At 70.9% G+C, this 26220-nt stretch carries 18 protein-coding genes and 1 pseudogene; 15 read left to right on the forward strand and 4 right to left on the reverse strand.

The features are described 5' to 3' along the window. Window positions 1-24: 24 nt before the first annotated feature. A complete protein-coding gene (locus ACH4VX_RS13590; RefSeq protein WP_398367553.1) occupies window positions 25-1560 on the reverse strand; it encodes a gamma-aminobutyraldehyde dehydrogenase in 1536 nt (511 codons plus the stop codon). 198 nt (window positions 1561-1758) lie between these two features. Here ACH4VX_RS13590 and ACH4VX_RS13595 point away from each other — a divergent pair, with 198 nt between their 5' ends. Next, window positions 1759-2328, forward strand: coding sequence for an NADAR family protein (locus ACH4VX_RS13595; protein WP_398367554.1), 570 nt, complete (start codon window positions 1759-1761; stop codon window positions 2326-2328). 64 nt (window positions 2329-2392) lie between these two features. On the opposite strand, the gene ACH4VX_RS13600 is transcribed toward ACH4VX_RS13595, so the two are convergent. After that, the gene (locus tag ACH4VX_RS13600) at window positions 2393-2851 is read right to left on the reverse strand and encodes a DUF4190 domain-containing protein (RefSeq protein ID WP_398367555.1); all 459 of its coding nucleotides are present in this window, start codon (window positions 2849-2851) and stop codon (window positions 2393-2395) included. A gap of 194 nt (window positions 2852-3045) precedes the next feature. Further along, window positions 3046-5886 carry a glycoside hydrolase family 3 C-terminal domain-containing protein gene (locus ACH4VX_RS13605; RefSeq protein ID WP_398367556.1) on the reverse strand — a complete coding sequence of 947 codons (2841 nt, stop codon included), beginning with the start codon at window positions 5884-5886 and terminating at the stop codon, window positions 3046-3048. A gap of 359 nt (window positions 5887-6245) precedes the next feature. Between ACH4VX_RS13605 and ACH4VX_RS13610 the strand changes: the two genes are divergently transcribed. The 7 genes and pseudogenes from ACH4VX_RS13610 to ACH4VX_RS13640 all read left to right on the forward strand — a co-directional run bounded on the left by ACH4VX_RS13610 (window position 6246) and on the right by ACH4VX_RS13640 (window position 15358). Next, window positions 6246-7940 carry an extracellular solute-binding protein gene (locus ACH4VX_RS13610; RefSeq protein WP_398367557.1) on the forward strand — a complete coding sequence of 565 codons (1695 nt, stop codon included), beginning with the start codon at window positions 6246-6248 and terminating at the stop codon, window positions 7938-7940. A 27-nt stretch (window positions 7941-7967) separates the two neighbouring features. Next, on the forward strand, window positions 7968-9002 hold the full coding sequence (locus ACH4VX_RS13615) for an ABC transporter permease (protein ID WP_398367558.1): 1035 nt from the start codon (window positions 7968-7970) through the stop codon (window positions 9000-9002). Beyond that, a complete protein-coding gene (locus tag ACH4VX_RS13620) occupies window positions 8999-9934 on the forward strand; it encodes a carbohydrate ABC transporter permease (RefSeq protein ID WP_398367559.1) in 936 nt (311 codons plus the stop codon). Before ACH4VX_RS13615 ends, ACH4VX_RS13620 begins: the two co-directional genes overlap by 4 nt. A 229-nt stretch (window positions 9935-10163) precedes the next feature. Continuing rightward, window positions 10164-10433 (forward strand): annotated as a pseudogene (locus ACH4VX_RS13625) (1,4-beta-glucanase); the annotation flags it as partial. Continuing rightward, window positions 10433-12403 (forward strand): beta-galactosidase, encoded by a 1971-nt coding sequence (locus ACH4VX_RS13630; protein WP_398367560.1) that lies wholly within the window; start codon window positions 10433-10435, stop codon window positions 12401-12403. The pseudogene ACH4VX_RS13625 and the gene ACH4VX_RS13630, both read left to right, overlap by 1 nt. Further along, complete coding sequence (locus tag ACH4VX_RS13635; protein WP_398367561.1) at window positions 12400-14610, forward strand: glycosyl hydrolase family 95 catalytic domain-containing protein; 2211 nt, start codon at window positions 12400-12402, stop codon at window positions 14608-14610. Before ACH4VX_RS13630 ends, ACH4VX_RS13635 begins: the two co-directional genes overlap by 4 nt. Before the next feature lie 34 nt (window positions 14611-14644). Next, a complete protein-coding gene (locus ACH4VX_RS13640; RefSeq protein ID WP_398367562.1) occupies window positions 14645-15358 on the forward strand; it encodes a hypothetical protein in 714 nt (237 codons plus the stop codon). A 65-nt stretch (window positions 15359-15423) separates the two neighbouring features. On the opposite strand, the gene ACH4VX_RS13645 is transcribed toward ACH4VX_RS13640, so the two are convergent. Then, complete coding sequence (locus ACH4VX_RS13645) at window positions 15424-16434, reverse strand: LacI family DNA-binding transcriptional regulator (RefSeq protein ID WP_398367563.1); 1011 nt, start codon at window positions 16432-16434, stop codon at window positions 15424-15426. 318 nt (window positions 16435-16752) lie between these two features. Between ACH4VX_RS13645 and ACH4VX_RS13650 the strand changes: the two genes are divergently transcribed. The 7 genes from ACH4VX_RS13650 (at window position 16753) to ACH4VX_RS13680 (ending at window position 26142) form a co-directional block, all read left to right on the forward strand. Further along, entirely contained in the window at window positions 16753-18702 is a 1950-nt protein-coding gene (locus ACH4VX_RS13650; protein WP_398367564.1) for an acyl-CoA dehydrogenase family protein, read from the forward strand. A gap of 110 nt (window positions 18703-18812) precedes the next feature. Continuing rightward, complete coding sequence (gene dxr / locus ACH4VX_RS13655; RefSeq protein WP_398367565.1) at window positions 18813-20075, forward strand: 1-deoxy-D-xylulose-5-phosphate reductoisomerase; 1263 nt, start codon at window positions 18813-18815, stop codon at window positions 20073-20075. An 8-nt stretch (window positions 20076-20083) separates the two neighbouring features. Continuing rightward, complete coding sequence (locus ACH4VX_RS13660; protein ID WP_398367607.1) at window positions 20084-21376, forward strand: M50 family metallopeptidase; 1293 nt, start codon at window positions 20084-20086, stop codon at window positions 21374-21376. A 184-nt stretch (window positions 21377-21560) separates the two neighbouring features. Further along, complete coding sequence (gene ispG, locus ACH4VX_RS13665; RefSeq protein ID WP_398367566.1) at window positions 21561-22718, forward strand: flavodoxin-dependent (E)-4-hydroxy-3-methylbut-2-enyl-diphosphate synthase; 1158 nt, start codon at window positions 21561-21563, stop codon at window positions 22716-22718. Window positions 22719-22919: 201 nt separating this feature from the next. Next, window positions 22920-23768, forward strand: a complete 849-nt coding sequence (locus ACH4VX_RS13670) for a GNAT family N-acetyltransferase (RefSeq protein WP_398367567.1) — start codon at window positions 22920-22922, stop codon at window positions 23766-23768. 27 nt (window positions 23769-23795) lie between these two features. Further along, window positions 23796-24362: a GNAT family N-acetyltransferase gene (locus ACH4VX_RS13675; RefSeq protein WP_398367568.1), complete on the forward strand. Its 567-nt coding sequence runs from the start codon at window positions 23796-23798 to the stop codon at window positions 24360-24362. 79 nt (window positions 24363-24441) lie between these two features. Continuing rightward, a complete protein-coding gene (locus ACH4VX_RS13680) occupies window positions 24442-26142 on the forward strand; it encodes a proline--tRNA ligase (protein WP_398367569.1) in 1701 nt (566 codons plus the stop codon). The last annotated feature ends 78 nt before the right edge of the window (window positions 26143-26220 follow it).

A 26220-nucleotide genomic window follows, 5' to 3' on the forward strand; every position in this document is an offset into this window, starting at 1 on the left:
GGCCGCGGTCGGGCGGCCTGGCTGCTATCGGTCCCCGAAGATGGTGCGGTGCCAGTCCTTGCGGACCACCGCCGTGTTGTCGAACATGACGTGCTTGATCTGCGTGTACTCCTCGAACGAGTACGCGGACATGTCCTTGCCGAAGCCGGACGCCTTGGAGCCGCCGTGCGGCATCTCGCTGATGATCGGGATGTGGTCGTTGATCCACACGCATCCCGCCTTGATCTCCCGGGTGGCCCGTCCCGTCCGGTACACGTCCCGGCTCCACGCGGAGGCGGCGAGCCCGTACGGGGTGTCGTTGGCCAGCGCGATGCCCTCGTCGTCGGTGTCGAAGGGCAGGACGACCAGCACCGGACCGAAGATCTCGGACCGCACGACCTCGCTGTCCTGCGCCGCGTCGGCGATGAGGGTGGGGCGATAGTACGCGCCGTTCTCCAGCTCGCCCAGGGGTGCCTCGCCGCCGGTCACCACGCGCGCGTAGGCGCGCGCCCGGTCGACGAAGCCGGCCACGCGGTCGCGCTGGACGTGCGAGATCAGCGGGCCCAGGTCGGTGCCGGGGGCGAAGGGGTCACCGAGCCGGACGGTCTCCATCAGGGCGGCTGTGCGCTCGACGAACGCCTCGTAGAGCGGGCGCTGCACATAGGCGCGCGTGGCGGCCGTGCAGTCCTGCCCGGTGTTGATCAGCGCGCCCGCCACGGCGCCGTTGACGGCGGCGTCGAGGTCGGCGTCGTCGAAGACGACGAAGGGGGCCTTGCCGCCGAGCTCCAGGTGGAGGCGCTTGACGGTGGCGGTGGCGATCTCGGCGACCCGCTTGCCGACGGCGGTGGAACCGGTGAAGGAGGTCATGGCCACGTCGGGATGACCGACCAGGTGCTCGCCCGCCTCCTTGCCGGTGCCGGTGACGATGTTGATCACACCGTCCGGGATCCCGGCGTCGGTGGCGGCCTGCGCGAAGAGCAGCGAGGTCAGCGGGGTGAGCTCGGCCGGCTTGAGGACGACGGTGTTGCCCGCGGCGATCGCCGGGAGGATCTTCCAGGCGGCCATCTGGAGCGGGTAGTTCCAGGGGGCGATGGAGCCCACGACACCGATGGGCTCGCGGCGGACGTAGGAGGTGTGGTCACCGGAGTACTCGCCGGCCGACTGGCCCTGGAGGTGGCGGGCGGCCCCGGCGAAGTAGGCGATGTTGTCGATCGTGCCCGGGACGTCGAACTCGCGGCTCAGCTTCAGGGGCTTGCCGCACTGGAGCGACTCCGCGCGGGCGAAGTCCTCCGCGCGGTCGGCGACCACGGCGGCGAACCGGTGCAGGGCGTCGGACCGCTCACCGGGAGTGGCACCGGCCCACCCCGCAAACGCCTCCCGCGCGGCGGCGACGGCCGCGTCGACGTCGTCGGTGCCGGCGAGTTCGTACGTGTACACCTCCGCGCCGGTGGCCGGGTCGACGACCGTGTGGGTGCGGCCGGAGGTGCCCTTGGCCGGGCGGCCCGCGATGAACTGCGCGCCGTCCGCGAACCGGTCCTGGGCGGGGCATCGTTCCGGGGTGGTGCTGCCCGGGTTGTACATGTCGCTCTCCTCCGTGTCCCCGAAGGGGGCGGCGTGGCTCCAGCTCGATTTGAGTGCCGATCCTGACAGAGCGATGGGACTCCAACAAGTGATTCCGTTGTTGCCTTTTGGTTACGCGACGGAATCTGTCGACCAGGTGTCGAGTGACTGCGGAAAAGGCAGGACGGAGTGTCCGTGGTTGCTGCCAGACTCGCGTGCATGGAGAGGATCACGGGGGCGATGGAGTCACGGGAGACGCTGATCGAGGCGGTCCGCGCCGGGGCGAGGATCAAGTACCTGCACTTCTGGGGGCACCGGCCGCTGCCCGACGGCCGGATCGGGGCGAGCTGCCTGAGTCAGTGGTGGCCGTCGCCGTTCACGGTGGACGGAGTGGAGTACGCGACCGCCGAGCACTGGATGATGGCGGCCAAGGCCCGGCTGTTCGGTGACCCGGAGGGGGAGCGGCGGGTGCTGGCCGCGGGGCACCCCTCGCAGGCGAAGAAGGCGGGGCGGCTGGTGCGGGGCTTCGACGAGGAGATGTGGCGGCGGGAGCGGTTCGGCATCGTCGTCGAGGGCAGCGTGCACAAGTTCGCGGCCCGTGAAGACCTGCGGGGTTTCCTGCTGGGCACGGGCGAGCGCGTACTGGTCGAGGCGAGCCCGGTGGACCGGGTGTGGGGCATCGGTCTCGCGGCGAACGACGAGGGGGCGATGGACCCGGAGCGCTGGCGCGGCCCGAACCTGCTGGGATTCGCGCTGATGGAAGCGCGCAGACGACTGCGGACCGGCTGAACGGGAGCCTTCGCACACGACGCGGGGCCGGTCCGTTCGGACCGGCCCCGCGTCGGAGGGGCGTTCAGGACGCGGCGCCGATGCCTCCCATGACGCTGGCGAACAGCAGGACGCCGAGCAGCGGCAGGATCACCGTGGCCACGATGCCGCAGATGAGCCCGGCGGTCGCCGGGCCCTTGTTGGTGGCCTCACCGCGGTTCGCCTTCCCCCGGCCGACGGCGCCGAAGATGATCGCCAGGATGCCCAGGATCACGCCGAAGAACCACAGGAAGAAGGTGAGGCTGCAGACCAGGCCGATGATGCCCAGCACCAGTCCGGCGGTACCCAGGCCGTTGCTCGGCTGCATGGGCATCGCGTAGCCGGGCGTCTGCGGATAGGGCGCGGGGGGCATGCCCTGCGGGGCGGGAGCCGAGGGGTAGCCGTAGGACGGGGCGGACTGCGGATAGCCGTAACCGGGACCCGGCTGCTGCGGGGGCTGGGACGGCGGCCCGAACCCACCGGGTGCGGGATTGGTGCCGGACATGAAAACGCTCTCCCCTCCGTTAAACCTGACCCCGGCATCATAGGGACTGCGCGGCTTCCCCAAGAGCGGATTCCAGGGGCCCGGACCGCCTCCCGAAGCGGCGTCCGGGGAGGGTCCTCGCCCGACGGAAAGGGGCCCGGCACCGGTTCCCACCGGTGCCGGGCCCCTTCATCGCGCCGGCCGCGTCCGGACCCTCAACCGGAGAAGCCGACGTGCGCGAGCCGCAGCGGGCCGCGCAGTCGCAGGCGCACGTCGTGCACACCGTCGGCGACGGTGAGGGACGCGCGGAGCGTGCTGTAGTCGTACGGACCCGGCGTGGGCGCCTGCGGGGACAGCTCGGCGAGCACCGGGCCGCCGTCGAGGGACAGTTCGACCGTGCCCTCGCCGGAGACCTCGACGGTCACCTCCGTCACCCCGCCACCGAAGTCGCAGCCCCGGAAGAGGAGCTCGCCCTCCTTGCCGGCCACGGGGGTGACCGCGTCGCCCGCCTGCCTGCTCCGGTCGACGATCTCGGTGCCGCTCTGCTCGTCGAAGTCGGCGCCGTCCAGACCGCGGTCGAGGAGGGCGCGCGGAGCGGTCGGCTCACCCTCCAGCGTCAGGGTGGCCCGTGCCCGCACGTCCTTGCTGGAGGCCCCGGCCAGCAGTTCGTACGCCCCCGGCTCCACCCGCCACCGGCCCACCGCCACGTCCCAGAACGCGAAGGCGGACAGCGGCAGCACGAAGGACAGCTCGGCCGACTCCCCGGGCGCCAGCGTCACCCTCCGGTGCGCCAGCAGTTCGCGGCGCGGACGCGGGACCGAGGGGTCCACGGCCCGGGTGTAGAGCTGGGGCACCTCGTCGGCGGTGACCTCACCGGTGTTGGTGACGGTGAAGGAGACGTGCACCGCCGGCCCGACGACGTCCGCCGTCAGCTCCCCGTAGGAGAAACCCGCGTACGACAGGCCGTGCCCGAAGGGGAACAGCGGCGCGCCCTCGAAGTACAGATAGGTCTGCCGGCTGCCGATCACGTCGTAGTCCAGGAGGTCCGGCAGGTCGGCGTCGTCGGCGTACCAGGTCTGCGGCAGCCGGCCGGCGGGGGAGACGTCACCGGCGAGCACCCGGGCCAGCGCGGTGCCCGCGGCCTGTCCGCCGTGCGCGGTCCACAGCAGCGCAGGGAGGTCCGCCGCGTCCACCGCGTACGGGTAGGCGGAGGTCAGCACCAGCACCGTGTTCGGGTTGGCGGCACGGGCCGCGCGCAGCAGCAGCTCCTGCTGGGCGGGCAGCCGCAGCGTCGTACGGTCCTCGGTCTCGCGCCCGTTGATGTGCGGATCGTTGCCGGCGACCACCACGACCACGTCGGCGCCGGCCGCGGCGCGCGTGACCGCGTCCTGACCGCGCTCGACGACGACCAGCTCGAAGACCTCGGGATCCTCCTCGGCAACCTTCACGCCGTCGGCGGCGACCTGCACGTGGCGTCCTGTCCCCACATGCCGAAGGAGGTGACCGTCCCCGTGCGGTTCCAGCCGGAACGTCTCCTGCACGATCCAGCCGCCCGGCTGGTCGGCGGAGGCGCGGACGTACCCGTCCTCGGCGACCGAGAGGTAGCGGCCGTCGGGTGCCCGCAGGGTGAGCACGCCCTCGCCCCAGTCGGCCAGGGCGAGCTCGGTGCCGTCCGCCCCGGCGGTGAGCGGCGGCAGGTCGGTGCGGCCCGCGAGCAGCGCCGGGTCGAGGGCGCCCTCGGCGCCGCGCGCCGTCTCGGGGGCCTCGGGGGCCGGCGGGACGTGCAGAAACGTACCGGCGGAGGTCTTCAGCAGCACCCGGTCCATGCCCTCGGCGAACTCCACGCGCTCGGCGCCGAAGCGCTCGTAGAGGCCCTCCAGCGGGGTGACGCGGTGGATGAGGCTGCCGCTGTACCAGTCGAGCTTGCACTCGTCGGCGAGCAGTCCGACGACCGCGACGCGGGTGTCCGGGGCGAGCGGCAGCGGGCCGTCGTTCTTCAGCAGGACGATCGCCTGCTCGGCGGCCTCCTGGGCGAGCGCCCGGTGCTCCGGGGTGTCGAAGGGCTGCTCCCCGGTGTACGGGTCCGCGCCCGGGTCGAACTCGCCGAGCCGGAACCGCACCGAGAGCTGGCGGCGCACGGCCGTGTCGATGTCGGCCTCCGTCAGCAGGCCCCGCTCCAGCGCGCCCCTGATACGTCCGATGATCGTCGAGCTGTCGGTGCCGTGGTCGGTGAAGCTGTCGACCCCGGCCCGCAGGGCCGCCGCGGTGGCCTCCTCGTGGGTGTCGAAGTAGTGCTCGGAGTCGACCAGGTTGGACGGCGCTCCGGCGTCCGAGCAGACCAGCAGGTCCTCTTCGGTCCAGGCGCGCAAGTGCTCGCGCAGATACGGCGACACATGGTTCGGGCGGCCGTTGACCAGGTTGTACGCCGGCATCACCCCGGCCACCGTGCCCGCCTCGACCGTCTCCCGGAAGGCGCGCAGGTCGTACTCGTGGAGCACGCGCGGGCGGACGGAGCTGGAGGTGGTGTCGCGCTCCGTCTCGTTGTTGTGCGCCAGCCAGTGCTTGAGGACGGGGGCCGTGCGCCAGTAGGCCGGGTGGTCGCCGCGCAGGCCCTGGGTGTAGGCGGTGGCGATCGCCGAGGTGAGCTTCGGGTCCTCCGAGTAGCCCTCCTCGTTGCGGCCCCACAGGGGGTGGCGCAGCAGGTTGACGGTCGGCGCCCAGACATTGAGGCCGACGCGGTCGTCGCGGGTGCGCATCGCGCGGGTCTCCCGGGACACCGCCTCGCCCACCCGGCGCACCAGCTCCTGGTTCCAGGTGGCGCCCAGGCCGACGGCCTGCGGGAACACGGTCGCCGGGCCCATCCAGGCGACGCCGTGCAGGGCCTCCTGTCCGGTGCGGAAGGCGGCGACGTCCAGGCGCTCGACGGCCGGCCCGAACTGGTGCAGAAATCCGATCTTCTCGTCGAGGGTGAGCCGCGACAGAAGGTCGTCGATGCGCTTCGCGAACGACAGAGTCGTATCGCGGAAAGGCGGCGTAGGCGGCGTTTGTGCGGTCACGTGGAGTTCCCCTCGGGGTGGAGCGGCGAGGCGCTTTCGAAGCGCTTCGATGCTCATTCGCGGTGGGGGTGGGTGTCAAGGGATCCGAGGGCAACAGATCGGATGCTTTGTGGACGATGTGTGCCTGATATGTCCGCATCGCCATCGCGCATACATCCGAGGAATCTTGGATGCGACCCTTGTGTGCCCCCAGGTGTTCACTTAACCTCGCAGCAACATCGAAGCGCTTCGACTGCGAGGCCCGCCTTTCCGGCGCACCTTCCGCCGAACCACCGCTTCGGCTCAGCGAGTTCCACTGAAGACACCACAGCCGACAGCCACCTGCCGGGTGTCCTGGTGCGCCATGAAGGGTTGACGCAATGACGCCGAACGCCGCCCCCAACTCCTCCGGGCCCAGCCGGAGAAGCTTCCTCGCCTCCACGGCGGTCGCCACCGCAGCGGTGGCGGGAGGAATGCCGCTGCTCGCCGCGTGCGGCGGGTCCGACGGAGGCTCGCGGGACGGCACCACGTCGGGCAAGGACGCCAAGAAGATCCTCCCGGCGTACGTGGCGAGCAACGTGGTCACGCCCGACATCCCCAGCAAGAACGGTTCCGCGGTCGGCTTCACAGGCAAGCTCGACCTGGCGGGCCTGAAGACGTCGGTGCCGAAGAAGCTCGGCAAGGGCGGCGAGGTCACCATCATGTCGCCGTTCTGGGGCTCCCCGCCCAAGGACGGCAACGCCTACTACACGTCGATGAACGACCTCATCGGCGTCGACGTGGTCTGGCAGAACCAGGACGGCAACACCTACGACCAGAAGCTCGGCGCCGTCCTCGCCTCCAGCGAGGTGCCCGACGTGGTGGTCGTGCCCGGCTGGAACATGACGGGCAAGATCCCCAGCGCCATCATCGGCAAGTTCGCCGACCTCGGCCCCTACCTGTCCGGCGACGCGGTCAAGGACTACCCGAACCTCGCGGCGATCCCCACCGACGCCTGGCAGCGCTCCATCTTCGGCGGCAAGCTGCGCGGCCTGCCCATGCCCTCCTCGTACGTCACCGGCATCGTCCCGCTCTACCGCCAGGACATATTCGAGAAGGAGGGCTACGAAGTCCCCCGCTCGTGCGACGAGTTCATGGCACTGGCCAAGGACGCCACCAACGCCAAGGCCAAGCGCTGGGCCTGCCTGGACATGAAGTGGACCGCCTTCAACGCCTTCGGTGTGCTCTCCGGCGAGGAGAAGTCGCTCGGCTGGAACGAGGTCGACGGCAAGCTGGTCTACCGCATCGAGACCGAGGAGTACCTCGAGGCCCTGGAGTGGACGCGCAAGCTGTTCGCCGCCGGCGTCGTGCACCCCGACGCCAAGCTGGGCAAGAGCAACGCCAGCGACCCGGGACCCAAGTTCGCCGCCGGTGAGTTCCTCATCTACAACCAGGACTCCTCGCAGTGGTGGAGCCGCACCGCCGAACAGGCCACCCAGAACCCCGAGTTCAAGATCTGGGGCATGGACATCTTCGGCCACGACGGCGGCGACCCCACGCTGTGGGCCAAGAACCCGGCCGGCATCTTCGCCTTCATCAACAAGAAGGCCTCCGAGGCCGTGATCCGTGACGTGCTGGCCGTCGCCAACGTCACCGCCGCGCCGTACGGCACCAAGGAGTACATGGCCACCAACTACGGCGTGGAGGGCACCCACTACACCGTCAAGGACGGCGTGCCCACCAAGACCGACCAGGGCAACCTCGACGTGATGAACGCCTTCGTGATGGTCGCGAGCCCCGCCCCGACCATCGCCCACCCCGACTTCCCCGAGGTCGCCAAGGGACAGGTGGAGTGGCAGCAGCGGATGGGCGGCTTCACCAAGAAGTCGGCCTTCTACGGCATGCAGATCACCGAGCCCTCCCGCTACACCAACCTCTCCAACAACTTCGAGCAGCTGGAGGACGACGTCGTCCGCGGCCGCAAGAAGGTCAGCGACGTGCAGCAGGCCGTCTCCGACTGGAAGAGCAAGGGCGGGGACGAGCTCCGCGACTGGTACAAGAAGATCCTTGACGAGAACGGCTCGGCGGCCGGCTGACCAGGTACCGAGGCAAGGAGAACCGCCGTGTCCCACAGCACGGTGCCTCGGACCGACACCGAGGCCGAAGCGAAGGAGAACCCCCCGGCGGCGCACGGCGGCGCCACCGGGGCCACGAAGAAGCCACCCGCCGGGAAGCTCAGCCTCCGGTTGAGGTTCAGACGCGATCGTGTCCTGCTGCTGATGACACTGCCGGCCGTGCTGCTGGTGCTGCTCTTCAACTACGTTCCGATCCTCGGCAACGTCGTCGCGTTCCAGGAGTACGACCCCTACATCAGTGACAACGGGGTCGTCTCCATCCTGCACAGCCCTTGGGTCGGTCTGGAGAACTTCCAGCGGATCTTCGAGGACTCCGCATTCTGGAACGCGGTGCAGAACACGCTGGTGCTGTTCTTCCTCCAGCTGGTGCTGTACTTCCCGATCCCCATCCTGCTCGCGCTGCTCATCAACAGCGTGGTCAGGCCCCGGGTGCGGGCGGTCTCGCAGGCGATCCTCTACCTGCCGCACTTCTTCTCGTGGGTGCTGGTCGTCGCCGTCTTCCAGCAGTTGTTCGGCGGTGCCGGGCTGCTGTCCCAGATACTGCGCGACCACGGGTACGACGGGCTCAGCCTGATGACCGACCCGGAGACCTTCAAGTTCCTGGTCACCGCGCAGAGCGTGTGGAAGGACGCGGGCTGGGGGATCATCGTCTTCCTCGCCGCGCTGGCCTCGGTCAGCCCCGACCTGTACGAGGCCGCCGCGATGGACGGCGCGAACCGCTGGCGCCGCATGTGGCACGTCACCCTGCCCGCGCTGCGTCCGGTGATCGCCCTGCTGCTGGTGCTGCGCGTCGGTGACGCCCTGACGGTCGGCTTCGAACAGATCCTGCTGCAACGCGACATGGTCGGACCGGACGCCTCGGAGGTCCTCGACACCTTCGTGTGGTGGAACGGTGTGCGCAACCAGGACTTCGGCTACGCGGCCGCCGCCGGCCTCGTCAAGGGCGTCATCAGTCTCGGCCTGGTCCTGATAGCGAACAAGGTGGCCCATCTCATGGGCGAGCAGGGGGTGTACAAGAAGTGACCGCCGTCATCGACAAGCCCGCACGCACGCCCGGCCGCTGGGCGGCCCCGCCCCGGCCGGTGTGGGAGGAGAAGCCCAGCGGGGTCGGGCTCGCGGGCAAGGGGCTGGTCCTGTTCCTCGCCTGCCTGGCCATCCTGTTCCCGCTGTGGATCGTCGTGGTCACCAGCCTGTCCACGCGCAAGGCCATCGACGAGGCCGGCGGGCTGGTGATGATCCCGACGGACATCACCTTCGTCGCCTACCAGGAGCTGCTCAGCGGCGGCCAGGTCACCCGGGCCACGCTCGTCAGCATCGGCGTCACCCTCGTCGGCACCCTCTTCTCGATGGCGGTGTCCGTGCTGTGCGCCTACGGACTGTCCCGCAGCGGCTCCGTCGGCCACCGCTGGATCCTCATGGTGCTGCTGGCCACGATGTTCTTCAGCGCCGGCCTCATCCCCACCTATCTGCTGGTGCAGTCCCTCGGCCTGACGGACAGCTATCTCGCGCTGATCCTGCCCAGCGCGATCAGCGTCTTCAACATCCTGGTGCTGCGCGGCTTCTTCATGGGCATCTCGCAGGAGCTGATCGACAGCGCCCGCATCGACGGCGCCGGGGACCTGCGCATCCTGCGGCAGATCGTGCTGCCGCTCTCCCGAGCGGTCGTCGCGGTGATCACGCTGTTCTACGCCGTCGGCTACTGGAGCGCCTGGTTCAACGCCTCGCTGTACCTGAACGACCAGGACATGCTGCCCCTGCAGAACGTCATGATCCAGCTGGTGCAGAAGCAGGAGGCACCGGTCGGCCTGGGCCAGGCGATCAAGACCGGTGAGCTGTCCGGTCTCGCCGTGCAGATGGCTGTCATGGTGATGGCGTTGCTGCCGGTGGCCGTGTTGTCGCCGTTCGTCCAGAAGCACTTCAAGAAGGGCATGCTCACGGGGGCCGTCAAGGGTTAGCACCCTTGGTCTTCTCGGGGGAGCTGTGTCGTTGTCCGGCCGCACGTTCGTCGTGGTCGATCGCGCCCACGCGGCGGAGCCGCACAGCGACACAGCCCCGCGCCCCTTCCAGGTTTCTCCGCTCACCCCGATGATGAGGTCCCCTGCCATGTTCGCGTTCTCCCTCGACCGGCGTGCCGTTCCCGCCGGGGCCGCCGCGGTCACCGGTCCTCCCCGTCTCGCCGGTCACGCGAAGGCGGAGAGCTGCCGGGCCTTCCGCACCCCCGGCTTCGGCAAGGCCGCCGACGGCGCCGGCCACCCGGCCGTCCACCGGGTCGGCTCCGCCGGGACCGTCACCGCCGTCCACCGCTCCGACGACGAGGCGAAGACCCGGGCGCGGATCGACGACGACCACCGAGGGGGCCGGACCGGTGAGACCGTCCCCGGCGACCCACGCGTGTCCGGCCGGTTCCGCCTGGCCGCCAACGGTCGCGGCATCCAGTACGGGGAGCCCGTCTGATGCCGGACCTGAGCGACGCCACCCGTGGCCGTCTCCTCTACGGCGGCGACTACAACCCCGAGCAGTGGCCCGAGGAGATCTGGCACGAGGACGTCCGCCTGATGAGGGAGGCCGGCGTCAACTCCGTCACCCTCGGCGTCTTCTCCTGGTCGAAGCTCGAACCCCGCCCCGGGGAAAGGGCCTTCGGCTGGCTGGACCGCCTGATGGACCTGATGCACGAGAACGGCATCGGTGTCGTCCTCGCCACCCCGACCGCCTCCCCGCCGCCCTGGATGGGTCACCTCCACCCGGACACCCTGCCCCGTGACGCGGAGGGCCGGACCGAGTGGTGGGGCGGACGCCAGCACTTCTCGCACTCCAGCGCCACCTACCGCCGTCACGCCGCCGCCATCACCGAGGACCTGGCCGCCCGCTACGGCAGCCACCCGGCCCTCACCCTGTGGCACATCAACAACGAGTACTGCACCTACGACTGGGGCGACGAGGCCGCCGCCCGGTTCCGGGTCTGGCTGCGCCACCGCTACGACACCCTCGACGCCCTCAACACCGCCTGGGGCACCGCCTTCTGGAGCCAGGGCTACGCCGACTGGGCCGAGGTGCTGCCGCCCCGCCACGCGCACTACCTGAAGAACCCCACCCAGGTGCTGGACTTCAAGCGCTTCACGTCCGACATGCTCCTGGAGTGTTACACCGCCGAACGCGACATCGTCCGCCGGCACACCCCGCACCTCCCGGTCACCACCAACTTCATGCCGCTGTGGGCCGGACAGGACGCCTGGCGCTGGGCCGAGGAGGAGGACGTCGTCTCCGTCGACCTCTACCCCGACCCGCGCGACCCGCTCGGTGCCCAGAGCGGCGCCCTGGTCCAGGACATGACCCGCTCCCAGGCCCGCGGCCCCTGGATGCTGATGGAGCAGGCGGCCGGGCCGGTCAACTGGCGCCGGGTGAACCACCCCAAGCCGCGCGGCCTCAACCGCCTGTGGTCCCTGCAGGCCGTCGCCCGCGGCGCGGACGCCGTCTGCTACTTCCAGTGGCGCCAGTCCCGGCAGGGCGCGGAGAAGTTCCACTCCGGGATGGTCGGCCACGCGGGGGAGCAGGGACGTACGTACCAGGAGGTCAAGCGACTCGGCGCGGACCTGGCCCGGATCGCCCCGCACGTCACCGGCGGCGGCATCGCCGCCGATGTCGCCGTGCTGCACGACTGGCACTCCTGGTGGGCCGGCGACCAGGAGGCCCGGCCCTCCCACGAGGTCGACTACCCGCAGGTCCTGAGCGCCTGGCACCGCGCGCTCTGGCAGGCGCACCTCACCACCGACTTCGCCCACCCCGGACACGACCTGTCCGGCTACCGGCTGGTCGTCGTCCCGCAGCTCTACCTCCTCACCGACACGGCCGTCGACAACCTCCTGGCCTACGTACGCGGGGGCGGCACCCTCGTCTGCGGGTTCCTGACCGGCGTCGCCGACCAGGACGACCGGGTGCGGCCCGGCGGCATGGACGACCGGCTGCGCGAACTCTTCGGCATCCGCACCCTGCACGAGTGGTGGCCGCTGGAGCCGGGGGAGACCGCCGACTGCGAGGGCGGTCTGCGCGGCACCCTGTGGTCCGAGGAACTGGAACCCGACGGCACCGCCGACGAGACCGTCCCCTACAAGGGCGGGGAACTCGACGGACTGCCCGCGGTGCTGCGCAAGGGCCGCGCCTGGTACGTCTCGACGCTCCCCGAACCGGAGGCGCTGCGCGCGCTGCTGTCCCGCGTCGCCGCCGGAGCGGGCGTCCGCCCGGTGCTCGACGGACTCCCGGACGGAGTCGAGGCGGTCCGCCGCGGGGGCCTGCTGTTCCTGCTGAACCACGGCCGCGAGCCGGTCGCCGTGGACGTCCCGGGAACCCACCACGACCTGCTGACGGAGGCGACCGTGACCGACCGGATCACCCTCGACCGCTACGGTGTGGCGGTGCTTGCGCCATGAGCGCCACACCCGTACACGGAACCTGGGAACCACGACCGGCCGCCCGCTGGGAGGACGCCTTCCTGAGCGGCAACGGCCACCACGGCGCCCTCGTGTTCGGCGATCCGAACGACGACCGGACCGTCGTCACCCATCACACCCTCGTCCGCCCGGGCGAGGGCGACGACCAGGACCGGCTGCCGCCCCGGCTGGCCGACGGACTGTCCGACCTCCAGGACCGGCTCCTCGCCGGTGACGCGACCGCCGCCGAGGGCTTCACCGACGGCCGTCCGCTCCAGGGGGTGCGGCCCTTCCACCCCGCCTTCCAGGTCCGCGTGCGCCGCCCGGACGACGACCCGGACCGGGGCGGATACCGCCGTACGGTCGACTTCGCGACCGGCGTCGTGGAGGCGACCCGCGCCGGCTGGACCAGCCGGGTCTTCGTCTCCCGCGCCGACGACGTGATCGTCCAGTACGTCACCGGCCCCGGACTCACCCTCGACGTCTCCCTGGACCACCGGCTCCCGAGCGCCCCCACCGGCCTGGGCGTCGGCCACGGAGCGGTCCTCACCCCCGAGGGCGCCCTGCTGAGCCTGCGCGCCCGCTACCCGGGCAGCGACCTCGCCTGCACCGGCGTCACCCTGGTCGCCGTCACCGGCGGCCGGACGGCGCTCGCCCCGCCGGGCGTGCACCTCGAGGGCGTGCGGTCCGTGCTGCTGCTCACCCGGGTGCGGCGGCACACCGGGGAGGCCGACGTGGTCGCCGAGGGCCGCGCCCTGCGTGACCTGCTCGACGAGGGACGGGCCTCGTACGACGACCTCCTCGCCCGTCATCTGCCCCTGCACCGCACCGCCTATGAACGCGTCACTCTGGACCTCGCCGCCGATCCGGACGAACGCACCCTGCCGGGCTCGGAGTTGCTCACCCGGCCGCGCGGCGCCGCCCTGCTCGAACGGCTCTTCGCGGCCGGCCGCTACCACCTGCTGTCCTCCAGCGGCCTGTTCCCGCCCCGGCTCACCGGACTGTGGACCGGTGACTGGGACACCGCCTGGTCCGGTGCCTTCACCAACGACGCCAACCTCAACCTCCAGACCGCCTCCGCCGCCGCGGCGGCCCTCCCCGAGGTCACCGAGGCCCTGGCCGCCCTGATCCGGCGCCAGTTGCCCGACTGGCGGGACAACGCCCGCGCGGTGTTCGGCGCCCGGGGTGTCGTCGCGCCCGCCCACAGCGACGGCGAGTCGGGGCACTCGTACCACTTCAGCCGCGAGTACCCGCTGCACCTGTGGACCGCCGGCGCCGACTGGCTTCTCAAGCCCCTCGTCGACCACGACGAGACCCGCGGCGAACGCGACCCGCACACCGCCGCCGCGCTCGCCGAAGTCGCCCTGTTCTACGAGGACTTCCTCACCCGCACCGACAGCGAGGGCCGACTCGTCGTCGTCCCCTCCTACTCGCCCGAGAACCGGCCCGCCAACGCCGGCTGGGGCACCGTCGACGCGGCCATGGACCTCTCCGCGGCCCGGCACGCCCTGCGAACCGCCGCCGCGTACCACCCGGAACACGCCGACCGCTGGCGGGCGCTCGCCGACCTCCTCCCGCCGCACCGGATCAACGCCGACGGCGCACTCGCCGAATGGGCCCGGCCGGACCTGGAGGACTCCTACGACCACCGCCACCTCAGCCACCTCTACGGCGTCTGGCCGCTGGACGAGATCACCCCCTACGACACCCCGGACCTGGCCGCCGCCGCGCACCGTGCCCTGGAACTGCGCGGCGCCGAGAACGACTCCGCGCACGGCCATCTGCACCACGCGCTGATCGCGGCCCGCCTCCGGGACGGCGAGCGGGTCACCCACGCGCTCGGCCAGGTCCTCGACGGCGACTTCTTCCACGCCTCCCTGATGAGCGCGCACTACCCGCACCGCCACGTCTACAACGCCGACGCCGCCCACACCCTGCCCGCCGTGCTGATCGAGGCACTCGTGCAGTCCACCCCCGACCGGCTGGTGCTGCTGCCGGCGCCGCTCCCGGCGTACCCGAGCGGGCGACTGCGCGGGGTCCTCACCCGCTTCGGCGCCTCGCTCGATCTCACCTGGTCCCCGGACGGTGCCACCGCCGTCCTGCGGCCCACCCGCACCCACCGCATCGACCTGTGGACTTCCGCCGGCGTCGAGCCCCTCGGCCTGGTCGCCGGAGAAGACCGCGTCCTGACGTTGAAGACGCGGTGACCCCGCAATTCCCCCCACCCATGGAAGGAATCCCATGGCACCAAGCACCTTGAGCAGGATCACCAAGGTCCTGCTGGCGCCCGCCCTCGCGCTCGGCGCGACGGTCGGTCTCGCCTCCGCCCCCGCGCACGCCGCCGTCTGGAGCTCCTGCGACCAGTGGGGCAACACCAATCTGAACGGTTACACGCTCTACAACAACATCTGGGGCTCCGGCGCCGGAGCCCAGTGCGTCTGGGCCAACTCCGGCACCAACTGGGGCGCGTGGGCCGACCACCCCAACACCGGTGGCATCAAGTCCTACCCGAACGCCAAGAAGGTGATCAACAAGTCGATCACCTCCCTCGGTTCGCTCACCAGCAGCTACAACGTCACCGTCCCCTCCTCGGGCGCGTACAACACCTCGTACGACATCTGGGACACGGACTACGACTACGAGATCATGCTGTGGGTCAACCACAACGGCGCCGTGGGCCCGCTCGGCAGCTCGCAGGGCACCGTGAGCCTCGGCGGCCACACCTGGAACGTGTACAAGGGGAACAACGGCGCCAACGAGGTCTTCTCGTTCCTGCGCACCTCGGACTCGAACTCCGGCACCGTCAACATCCTCCCGATCCTCAAGTGGATCAAGGACACCAAGGGCTGGATGGGCAACGAGACCATCGGTGACGTGCAGTTCGGCTACGAGATCACCTCGTCGGCCGGCGGGCTGGACTTCCGCACCAACAACCTGACGGTCAGCGGCGGCTGACCCGGCGCGCGGTATGCCGAGGGGCCGGTCCCGGCGGGACCGGCCCCTCCACACGCGCGGGGTGACTACTGGACGGGCGCGGGGCCCGAGCTCGCGCGGACCGTCAGTTCGGGCGCGATCAGCAGGACCTCGTCGCCGCCCCGTCCGTCGAGCTTGGCGACCAGCTGTTCCACGGCGAGCCGGCCCATCTCCTGCGCGGGGACGGCGACCGACGTCAGTCGCACCGAGGCCTGCACGGCGACCTGTTCCGGACAGATCGCGACCACCGAGACGTCCTCGGGCACGGCCCGCCCCTGCTGCCGCAGCAGGGCGAGCAGCGGTTCCACCGCCGACTCGTTCTGCACGACGAAGCCCGTGGTGCCGGGGCGCTCGTCGAGGATCCGGGCCAGGGTCACGGCCATCGCGTCGTACCCGCCCTCGCACGGCCGGTGCAGCAGCCGCAGCCCCAGCTCCCGCGCCCGGCCGCGCAGCCCGTCCAGGGTGCGCTCGGCGAAGCCGGTGTGCCGTTCGTAGACCGCCGGGGCCTCGCCGATGACGGCGATGTCGCGGTGCCCGCGCTTGGCCAGGTGCTCCACGCACAGCGCACCGGTGGCCTTGAAGTCGAGGTCGACGCAGGTCAGCCCGGTGGTGTCGGCGGGCAGCCCGATCAGCACGGCGGGCCGGTCGGTCTCCCTCAGCAGTGGCAGCCGCTCGTCGTCGAGTTCGACGTCCATCAGGATCATGCCGTCGGCGAGCCCGCTGCCCGCGACCCGGCGCACCGTGTCCGGGCCCTCCTCGCCGGTGAGCAGCAGCACGTCGTACCCGTGGGTGCGGGCCGTGGTGGCCACCGCGATGGCGATCTCCATCATCACCGGTACGTACATGTCCGTACGCAGCGGGATCATCAGCGCGATGATGTTCGACCGGCTGCTGGCCAGGGCGCGGGCCCCGGCGTTCGGGTGGTACCCGAGCTCGCGGATGCTCCGCTCGACCCGCTGCCGGGTGTTCACGGAGATGGACCGCTTGCCGCTGAGGACATAGCTCACCGTGCTCGCGGAGACTCCGGCGTGCTGGGCGACCTCGGCGAGGGTGACCATCCAGTCTCCAAGCTTGTGAAGCGCTTCGACAGTGCGCAGGATTTAAAGAGGGCGGGTGAGGGTGGTCCGACAGTAGCTCCACAGGCTGACGGGTGTCCAGAGGGTGTCGAAGCGCTTCGACAGCTTTCTCCGGGGCCGGATCGGGCCAAAGGGGCACCGGAGGAATTGTCCCTCACTCCGGCCGCCCGCCGAGAGCGGGAGTGTCGGCCGAACGGCCGCACGAAGGGTGGCGGGGCGGCTGCGAATCGGGTACATACGATCGAGTAGCACCAGTCAGTAATGTAATGACACCATCCCATTCGCGGCGAGGTGAGCCTCATGTCCGCAGCACCCGAGACACCCCGGTCTCCGTCTCGACCCACCGTCACCGAACGTGAGGCCCGCCAGGTGGCGGAGGCCGCCCGGGAACAGGACTGGCGCAAGCCCAGCTTCGCCAAGGAACTGTTCCTCGGCCGCTTCCGGCTCGACCTGATCCACCCCCACCCCCTGCCCTCCGACGAGCACGTCCAGCGCGGCGAGGAGTTCCTCGCCAAGCTCCGCGACTTCTGCGAGACGAAGATCGACGGCGCCCGGATCGAGCGCGACGCCCTGATCCCCGACGACGTGATCACCGGGCTCAAGGAGCTCGGCGCCTTCGGCATGAAGATCGACACCAAGTACGGCGGCCTGGGCCTCACCCAGGTCTACTACAACAAGGCCCTCGCCCTGGTCGGCTCCGCCAGCCCGGCGATCGGCGCGCTGCTCTCCGCACACCAGTCGATCGGCGTGCCGCAACCGCTGAAGATCTTCGGTACGCGGGAGCAGAAGGAGACGTTCCTGCCGCGCTGCGCCCGCACCGACATCTCGGCCTTCCTGCTCACCGAGCCCGACGTCGGCTCGGACCCGGCCCGGCTCGCCACCACCGCCGTACCGGAGGGCGAGGAGTACGTCCTCGACGGGGTGAAGCTGTGGACCACCAACGGCGTGGTCGCCGACCTCCTCGTGGTCATGGCGCGCGTACCGAAGTCCGAGGGCCACCGGGGCGGCATCACCGCGTTCGTGGTCGAGGCGGCCTCCGAAGGCGTCACCGTGGAGAACCGCAACGCCTTCATGGGCCTGCGCGGACTGGAGAACGGCGTCACCCGCTTCCACCGGGTCCGCGTCCCCGCCGCCCACCGCATCGGTGAGGAGGGCCAGGGCCTGAAGATCGCCCTGACCACGCTCAACACCGGCCGGCTGTCCCTGCCCGCGATGTGTGTCGGGTCCGGCAAGTGGTGCCTGAAGATCGCCCGTGAGTGGTCGGCGGCCCGGGAACAGTGGGGCAAGCCGGTGGCGCTGCACGAGGCCGTCGGCTCCAAGATCGCGTTCATCGCGGCGACCACCTTCGCCCTGGAGGCCGTGGTCGACCTCTCCTCGCAGATGGCCGACGAGGACCGCAACGACATCCGCATCGAGGCCGCCCTCGCCAAGCTGTACGGCTCGGAGATGGCCTGGCTGATGGCCGACGAACTGGTCCAGATCCGCGGCGGACGCGGCTTCGAGACCGCGGCGTCCCTGCGGGCGCGCGGCGAGCGGGCGGTCCCGGCCGAGCAGATGCTGCGCGACCTGCGCATCAACCGCATCTTCGAGGGCTCCACGGAGATCATGCACCTGCTGATCGCCCGCGAGGCCGTCGACGCCCACCTCTCGGTCGCCGGTGATCTGATCGACCCCGAGAAGTCCCTCGGCGACAAGGCGAAGGCGGGCGCGGGAGCGGGCCTCTTCTACGCCAAGTGGCTGCCGAAACTCGTCGCAGGACCCGGACAGCTCCCCGGCGCGTTCGGCGGGTTCAAGCACGGCGTCGACCTCTCCGGGCACCTGCGCTACGTCGAACGCGCCTCCCGCAAGCTCGCCCGCTCCACCTTCTACGCCATGTCCCGCTGGCAGGGGAGGATGGAGACCAAGCAGGGCTTCCTGGGCCGGATCGTCGACATCGGCGCCGAACTGTTCGCGATGAGCGCCGCCTGTGTCCGCGCGGAACTCCTGCGCGGCCGCGGTGACCACGGCCGCGAGGCCTACCAGCTCGCCGACGCCTTCTGCCACCAGGCCCGCATCCGCGTCGAGGAACTCTTCGGCCGTCTGTGGACCAACACCGACGACCTCGACCGCAAGGTCGTCAAGGGCGTGCTCTCCGGCACCTACGAGTGGCTGGAGCAAGGCATCATCGACCCCTCGGACGACGGCCCCTGGATCGCGGACACGACGCCGGGGCCCGCACAGCGGGAGAACATGCACCGCCCGATCAGGTGACAGTCGGCTACAGGCCGCCCGGTGGCGCCGGCCACCGGGTCGGCTGACCTGCCACGTACTGGAACGACACCCCTGTCCTTCGGGGCACCCGGTACGGCCACAATGGGGGGATGAGTGACAGCCCAGCCCCCCTCGCCGACCCGCACCTCGTCCACGACCCCGTAGCGGGAGACGGCCCGAAGGACGTGGTGATCCTCGGCTCCACCGGGTCGATCGGCACCCAGGCCATCGACCTCGTGCTGCGCAACCCCGACCGCTTCCGGGTCACCGGCCTGTCCGCCAACGGCGGGCGGGTCGCCCTCCTGGCCGAGCAGGCGCACCGGCTGCGGGTGCGCACGGTCGCCGTGGCCCGCGAGGACGTCGTACCGGCGCTGCGCGAGGCGCTGTCCGCGCAGTACGGGGCGGGGGAGCCGCTGCCCGAGATCCTGGCCGGGAAGGACGCGGCCGCCCGGGTCGCCGCCTCCGACTGCCACACGGTCCTCAACGGCATCACCGGCTCCATCGGTCTCGCCCCGACCCTCGCCGCCCTGGAGGCGGGCCGCACCCTCGCGCTCGCCAACAAGGAGTCGCTCATCGTCGGCGGCCCGCTGGTCAAGGCGCTCGCCGAGCCCGGTCAGATCATCCCGGTCGACTCCGAGCACGCCGCCCTCTTCCAGGCGCTGGCCGCCGGCACCCGCGCCGACGTCCGCAGGCTCGTCGTCACCGCCTCCGGCGGCCCCTTCCGCGGCCGTACCAAGGAGCAGCTGGCGGACGTCACCGTCGAGGACGCCCTCGCCCACCCCACCTGGGCCATGGGCCCGGTCATCACGATCAACTCCGCGACCCTCGTCAACAAGGGCCTGGAGGTCATCGAGGCGCACCTGCTGTACGACATTCCCTTCGACCGCATTGAGGTCGTCGTGCACCCGCAGTCGTATGTCCACTCGATGGTTGAGTTCACGGACGGATCGACACTGGCCCAGGCGACGCCCCCCGACATGCGCGGGCCCATCGCCATCGGCCTCGGCTGGCCCGAAAGGGTCCCCGACGCGGCCCCGGTCTTCGACTGGAGCAAGGCGTCCACCTGGGAGTTCTTCCCTCTCGACAACCAGGCGTTCCCCTCGGTGAACCTCGCCCGGCACGTCGGCGAGCTCGCGGGAACCGCCCCGGCGGTGTTCAATGCCGCGAACGAGGAGTGCGTGGAGGCGTTCCGCTCCGGCGCGCTGCCCTTCAACGGGATCATGGAGACCGTCACCCGGGTGGTCGAGGAACACGGCACCCCGGCGGCGGGAACCTCACTGACCGTGTCGGACGTCCTCGAAGCGGAGACCTGGGCGCGGACGAGGGCCCGGGAACTGACACACCGGACGGCGAGCGCGGAGGCGCGTGCATGACGACCCTGATGTTCATCCTCGGCATAGTCGTCTTCGCGGCCGGCCTGCTGTTCTCGATCGCGTGGCACGAGCTGGGCCATCTGTCCACGGCCAAGATGTTCGGCATCCGCGTGCCCCAGTACATGGTCGGCTTCGGCCCCACCATCTGGTCGCGGAACAAGGGTGAGACCGAGTACGGCGTCAAGGCGATCCCGTTCGGCGGCTACATCCGCATGATCGGCATGTTCCCCCCCGGTCCCGACGGCCGGCTGGAGGCCCGCTCCACCTCACCGTGGCGCGGCATGATCGAGGACGCCCGCTCCGCCGCCTTCGAGGAGCTCAAGCCCGGCGACGACAAGCGCCTGTTCTACACGCGCAAGCCGTGGAAACGGGTCGTCGTGATGTTCGCGGGTCCGTTCATGAACCTGATCCTCGCGGTCGCGCTGTTCCTCACCGTGCTGATGGGCTTCGGCATCCAGCAGCAGACCACCACCGTCAGCTCGGTCTCGCCGTGCGTCATCTCGCAGAGCGAGAACCGCGACGAGTGCAAGAAGTCCGACCCGCAGTCCCCGGCCGCCGCGGCCGGTATGGAGAACGGTGACAAGATCGTCGCCTTCGACGGGGTCAGGACGGACGACTGGGCCACCCTCTCCGACCTCATCCGCGACAGTGCCGGCAAGGACGTGCCGATCGTCGTCGACCGCAAGGGCCAGGAGGTGACACTCCAGGCGTCGATCGCCACCAACATGGTCGCCAAGAAGGACGGCAACGGCGCCTACGTCGAGGGCGAGTACGTCAAGGCCGGCTTCCTCGGCTTCAGCGCGGCCACCGGTGTCGTCAAACAGGACCTCGGCGACTCCGTGACCTGGATGACCGACCGGGTCGGCGACGCCGTCGACTCCCTGGCCGCGCTGCCGTCCAAGATCCCCGCCCTGTGGGACGCGGCCTTCGGCGACGGCCCGCGCGAACCCGACTCCCCGATGGGCGTCGTCGGCGCGGCCCGGGTCGGCGGCGAGATCGCCACCCTCGACATCCCCGCCTCGCAGCAGATGGCGATGTTCGTGATGCTGCTCGCCGGCTTCAACCTCTCCCTGTTCCTGTTCAACATGCTCCCGCTGCTGCCGCTCGACGGCGGACACATCGCGGGCGCCCTGTGGGAGTCGCTGCGCCGCAACCTCGCCAAGGTGCTGCGCCGCCCCGACCCGGGCCCCTTCGACGTGGCGAAACTGATGCCGGTGGCCTACGTGGTGGCCGGGATCTTCGTCTGCTTCACCATCCTCGTCCTGATCGCGGACGTGGTGAACCCGGTGCGGATCTCGTAGCCCCGGGCCGCGACACCCGCCGTTCACGACGGCCCGGAACCCTTGGGGTTCCGGGCCGTCGCCCTTTGGGCGGGTTTACCGGCGCGATGTGCCCGGGCGTTGGCCAGTGCCGTAATCTCGGAGCCCGGAGCCCGCTGCTCACGGGGAGCCGGACCTTGATCCACGACTTGGGGTTGCACAGCAGATGACTGCGATTTCTCTCGGCATGCCGTCCGTTCCGACCAAGCTCGCCGAGCGGCGGAAGAGCCGGCGGATCCAGGTCGGATCCGTGGCGGTGGGTGGTGATGCCCCGGTGTCCGTGCAGTCGATGACGACCACGCGTACGTCCGACGTCGGCGCGACCCTCCAGCAGATCGCCGAGCTGACCGCGTCCGGCTGTCAGATCGTGCGGGTGGCCTGTCCCACGCAGGACGACGCCGACGCGCTGGCGATCATCGCCCGCAAGTCGCAGATCCCGGTGATCGCCGACATCCACTTCCAGCCCAAGTACGTCTTCGCCGCGATCGAGGCCGGCTGCGCGGCGGTGCGGGTGAATCCGGGCAACATCAAGCAGTTCGACGACAAGGTCAAGGAGATCGCCAGGGCGGCCAGGGACCACGGCACCCCGATCCGCATCGGCGTCAACGCCGGCTCGCTGGACCGGCGTCTGCTCCAGAAGTACGGCAGGGCGACCCCGGAGGCGCTGGCCGAGTCCGCCCTGTGGGAGGCGTCCCTCTTCGAGGAGCACGACTTCCGGGACATCAAGATCTCCGTCAAGCACAACGACCCGGTCGTGATGGTCGAGGCCTACCGTCAGCTCGCCGCCCAGTGCGACTACCCGCTGCACCTCGGCGTCACCGAGGCCGGGCCCGCCTTCCAGGGGACCATCAAGTCGGCCGTCGCCTTCGGGGCGCTGCTCTCCCAGGGCATCGGCGACACCATCCGGGTCTCCCTGTCGGCCCCGCCGGTCGAGGAGATCAAGGTCGGCATCCAGATCCTTCAGTCGCTGGGGCTGAAGGAGCGGCGCCTGGAGATCGTCTCCTGCCCGTCCTGCGGGCGTGCCCAGGTCGATGTGTACAAGCTGGCCGAGGAGGTCACCGCGGGTCTGGAGGGCATGGAGGTGCCGCTGCGGGTGGCCGTGATGGGCTGTGTGGTCAACGGGCCGGGCGAGGCCCGGGAGGCCGACCTCGGCGTGGCCTCCGGCAACGGCAAGGGGCAGATCTTCGTGAAGGGCGAGGTCATCAAGACCGTGCCCGAGTCGAAGATCGTTCAGACGCTGATCGAGGAGGCGATGAAGATCGCCGAGGAGATGGAGAAGGACGGCGTGACGTCGGGCGAGCCGCAGGTCTCGGTGGCCGGCTGACCATGCCGGCCGGCAGCGGCCGGCCCGTCCGGGGTGCCCGTCCGGGGTGCCCGTCTGGGGTGCCCCTCCGGGGTGCCCCTCCGGGGGAGCCCGAGGACGAGGCCCGTTCAGGACCGAACCGGGGTCCGGGGGCGGCGGCTCCCGGATTCCGCAGGTACAGTGCGGAGAAATCAGCAGACCCCAGTGTGTGAGGCCCCGCACGTGTTGACGCAGACCACATCCCGGGTCCTCGAACCGAGCGACCTGGACGCCGCCCTCGCCGTACTCGACCGTGAGCCGGTCGCGAACGCCTTCGTGACGGCCCGCGTCCAGATCGCGGGCCTGGACCCGTGGCGGCTCGGCGGCGAGATGTGGGGCTGGTACGAGGGAGGCGTCCTGACGTCCCTGTGCTACGCCGGCGCCAACCTGGTGCCCATCTGCGCCACCCCCCGGGCCGTCCGCGCCTTCGCCGACCGTGCCCGCCGGGCCGGCCGCCGCTGCTCCTCCGTCGTCGGCCCGGCCGAGCCCACCGCCGCGCTCTGGCGACTGCTCGAACCCCAGTGGGGCCCGGCCCGCGAGGTCCGCACCCGCCAGCCCCTCATGGTCACCGACCGCATGTCCGACCGCATAGCCCCGGACCCCTACGTCCGCCGCGTCCGCAAGGACGAGCTGGAGACGATCATGCCGGCGTGCGTGGCGATGTTCACCGAGGAGGTCGGCGTCTCCCCGCTGGCCGGCGACGGCGGTCTGCTCTACCAGGCCCGGGTCGCCGAACTCGTCGGCGCAGGCCGCTCCTTCGCCCGCTTCGACGCCGACGGCAAGGTCGTCTTCAAGGCCGAGATCGGCGCCACGACCGGCCGCGCCTGCCAGATCCAGGGCGTCTGGGTGGCCCCCGAGCACCGGGGCAGGGGCGTCGCCGCACCCGGCATGGCGGCCGTCCTGCGCTACGCCCTGACGGAGATGGCGCCCGTGGCGAGCCTCTACGTCAACGACTTCAACACGCCCGCCCGCAGGACGTACGAGAGGGTGGGCTTCCAGGAGGTCGGCGCCTTCATGAGCGTGCTGTTCTGACGAGGCACGCCCTGTAGTCTCCCCGGCATGCTGCGATTTCCCGGTCACGGCCGCCCCCACCCCGACGACATCGTGATCGGCCCCCTCGACCTCCCCGGCCACGTCGACGAGGCGCTGGCGGTGCAGGCGGTGGCGTTCGGGCTCGGCCCCGACGAGGTGGCCGTACGCCGGCAGATCGTGCTGCGCCACATGACCCTCCCGGGCGCCCGGGCCTTCGGCGCCACCGTCAAGGGCCGCCTGGCCGGTTTCGTCTACGGCATGCCCAACGACCGCACCCACTGGTGGTCCACCGTCGTCGAGCCCTATCTGCGCGCCCGGGGCCACGACGACTGGCTCGACGACTCCTTCGTCATCACCGAGCTGCACGTCCACCCCCGGCACCAGAAGCACGGCATCGGCCGCGCCCTGATCACCACGATCACCGACGGCGCCGAGCAGCCCCGCTCGATCCTCTCCGCGATCGACATCGAGAGCCCGGCCCGCCACCTGTACCGCTCGCTCGGCTACCAGGACCTCGCCCGCCAGGTCCACTTCCCCAGCGCCCCCAAGCCGTACGCCGTCATGGGCGCCCCGCTGCCGCTCCTGCGCGGATAGCGGACAATCGATTTCCGCCGCCGCGTCCCGCCCGGCTAACCTCCTGTCATCACCCAGACGCAGCAGGAGTACGTGAACCATGGCGAACGCACCGGTCCAGCGCATGTCCCAGTTGATGGCGAAGACGCTGCGCGACGACCCGGCGGACGCCGAGGTCCTCAGCCACAAGCTTCTGGTCCGCGCCGGCTATGTGCGCCGCACCGCCGCCGGCCTCTGGAGCTGGCTGCCGCTCGGCAAGAAGGTCCTCGGCAACATCGAGCGCATCGTCCGTGAGGAGATGGACGCCATCGGCGCCCAGGAGGTCCAGCTCCCCGCCCTGCTGCCGCGCGAGCCGTACGAGGCCACCGGCCGCTGGGACGAGTACGGTCCCGAACTGTTCCGCCTCCAGGACCGCAAGGGCGGCGACTACCTCCTCGGCCCCACCCACGAGGAGATCTTCACCCTGCTGGTGAAGGACCAGGCGTCCTCCTACAAGGACCTGCCGGTGATCCTCTACCAGATCCAGTCCAAGTTCCGGGACGAGGCCCGCCCCCGCGCCGGCATCCTGCGCGGCCGCGAGTTCCTGATGAAGGACTCCTACTCCTTCGACCTGGAGGACGAGGGCCTGGCGAAGTCGTACGCCCTGCACCGCCAGGCGTACCAGAAGGTCTTCGAGCGCCTGGGCCTGGACTACCGCATCTGCGCGGCCACCGCCGGCGCCATGGGCGGCTCCAAGTCCGAGGAGTTCCTCGCCCCCGCCGAGGCCGGCGAGGACACCTTCGCGGACTGCCCCACCTGTGACTTCGCCGCCAACACCGAGGCGATCACCTACGAGCTGAAGCCGGTCGACGCCGCCGGTGTCCCGGCCGCCGAGGACATCCCCACGCCCGGCACCCCGACCATCGAGACCCTCGCCGCGTCGCTCGGCGTCGAGGCCTCGGCCACGCTGAAGAACCTGCTGGTCAAGGTCGACGGCGAGATCGTCGCCGTGGGCGTCCCCGGTGACCGCGAGGTCGACATGGACAAGGTCGAGGCGCACTTCGCCCCGGCCGTCGTGGAGATGGTCACCGAGGCGGACTTCATCGCCCGCCCCGACCTGGTGCGCGGCTACGTCGGCCCGCAGGGCCTGGGCGAGGTGACGTACGTCGCCGACCCGCGCGTGGCGCCGGGCACCGCCTGGATCACGGGCGCCAACAAGGCCGACACGCACGCGAAGAACGTGGTCGCGGGGCGCGACTTCGAGGTCGACGCGTACGTGGACGTCGTGGTGGTGCGGGAGGGCGACCCCTGCCCCAAGTGCGGCACCGGTCTCAAGCTCGACCGCGCCATCGAGATCGGTCACATCTTCCAGCTGGGCCGCAAGTACGCCGACGCCCTCAAGCTCGACGTCCTCGGCCAGAACGGCAAGCCGGCCCGCGTCACCATGGGCTCCTACGGCATCGGCGTCTCCCGCGCGGTGGCGGCGCTCGCCGAGCAGACCGCCGACGACAAGGGCCTGTGCTGGCCCGCCGAGGTCGCCCCGGCCGACGTCCACGTGGTCGCCGCGGGCAAGGCCCTCCAGACCGAGCTGGCGCTGGACGTCTCCGAGAAGCTGTCCGCCGCGGGCCTCCGCGTCCTGGTCGACGACCGCCCCGGTGTCTCCCCGGGCGTCAAGTTCACCGACTCGGAACTGATCGGCGTCCCCCAGATCCTGGTCGCGGGCCGCCGTGCCGCCGAGGGCATCGTCGAACTCAAGGACCGCCGCACCGGCGAACGCGAGGAACTGACGGTCGACGAGGCGGTGTCCCGCCTCACCGCCTGACACCCCCGCACCGCCCCGGCTGCGGTCGGCCGGGGCGCCGCAGCTGCGGGCAGTCGTGTCTCCTCCCAGTGCCTCAAG

The sequence above is a fragment of the Streptomyces sp. NPDC020731 genome (genome assembly GCF_044334705.1).
Classification (GTDB): domain Bacteria; phylum Actinomycetota; class Actinomycetes; order Streptomycetales; family Streptomycetaceae; genus Streptomyces.

Coding starts and splice junctions, on each gene's coding strand:
- ACH4VX_RS13650 (WP_398367564.1), top strand. CDS start 16,753: ATGTCCGCAGCACCCGAGACACCCCGGTCTCCGTCTCGACCCACCGTC.
- ACH4VX_RS13640 (WP_398367562.1), top strand. CDS start 14,645: ATGGCACCAAGCACCTTGAGCAGGATCACCAAGGTCCTGCTGGCGCCC.
- ACH4VX_RS13675 (WP_398367568.1), top strand. CDS start 23,796: ATGCTGCGATTTCCCGGTCACGGCCGCCCCCACCCCGACGACATCGTG.
- ACH4VX_RS13635 (WP_398367561.1), top strand. CDS start 12,400: ATGAGCGCCACACCCGTACACGGAACCTGGGAACCACGACCGGCCGCC.
- ACH4VX_RS13590 (WP_398367553.1), bottom strand. CDS start 1,560: ATGTACAACCCGGGCAGCACCACCCCGGAACGATGCCCCGCCCAGGAC.
- ACH4VX_RS13610 (WP_398367557.1), top strand. CDS start 6,246: ATGACGCCGAACGCCGCCCCCAACTCCTCCGGGCCCAGCCGGAGAAGC.
- dxr (WP_398367565.1), top strand. CDS start 18,813: ATGAGTGACAGCCCAGCCCCCCTCGCCGACCCGCACCTCGTCCACGAC.
- ACH4VX_RS13680 (WP_398367569.1), top strand. CDS start 24,442: ATGGCGAACGCACCGGTCCAGCGCATGTCCCAGTTGATGGCGAAGACG.
- ACH4VX_RS13660 (WP_398367607.1), top strand. CDS start 20,084: ATGTTCATCCTCGGCATAGTCGTCTTCGCGGCCGGCCTGCTGTTCTCG.
- ispG (WP_398367566.1), top strand. CDS start 21,561: ATGACTGCGATTTCTCTCGGCATGCCGTCCGTTCCGACCAAGCTCGCC.
- ACH4VX_RS13630 (WP_398367560.1), top strand. CDS start 10,433: ATGCCGGACCTGAGCGACGCCACCCGTGGCCGTCTCCTCTACGGCGGC.
- ACH4VX_RS13595 (WP_398367554.1), top strand. CDS start 1,759: ATGGAGAGGATCACGGGGGCGATGGAGTCACGGGAGACGCTGATCGAG.
- ACH4VX_RS13600 (WP_398367555.1), bottom strand. CDS start 2,851: ATGTCCGGCACCAATCCCGCACCCGGTGGGTTCGGGCCGCCGTCCCAG.
- ACH4VX_RS13645 (WP_398367563.1), bottom strand. CDS start 16,434: ATGGTCACCCTCGCCGAGGTCGCCCAGCACGCCGGAGTCTCCGCGAGC.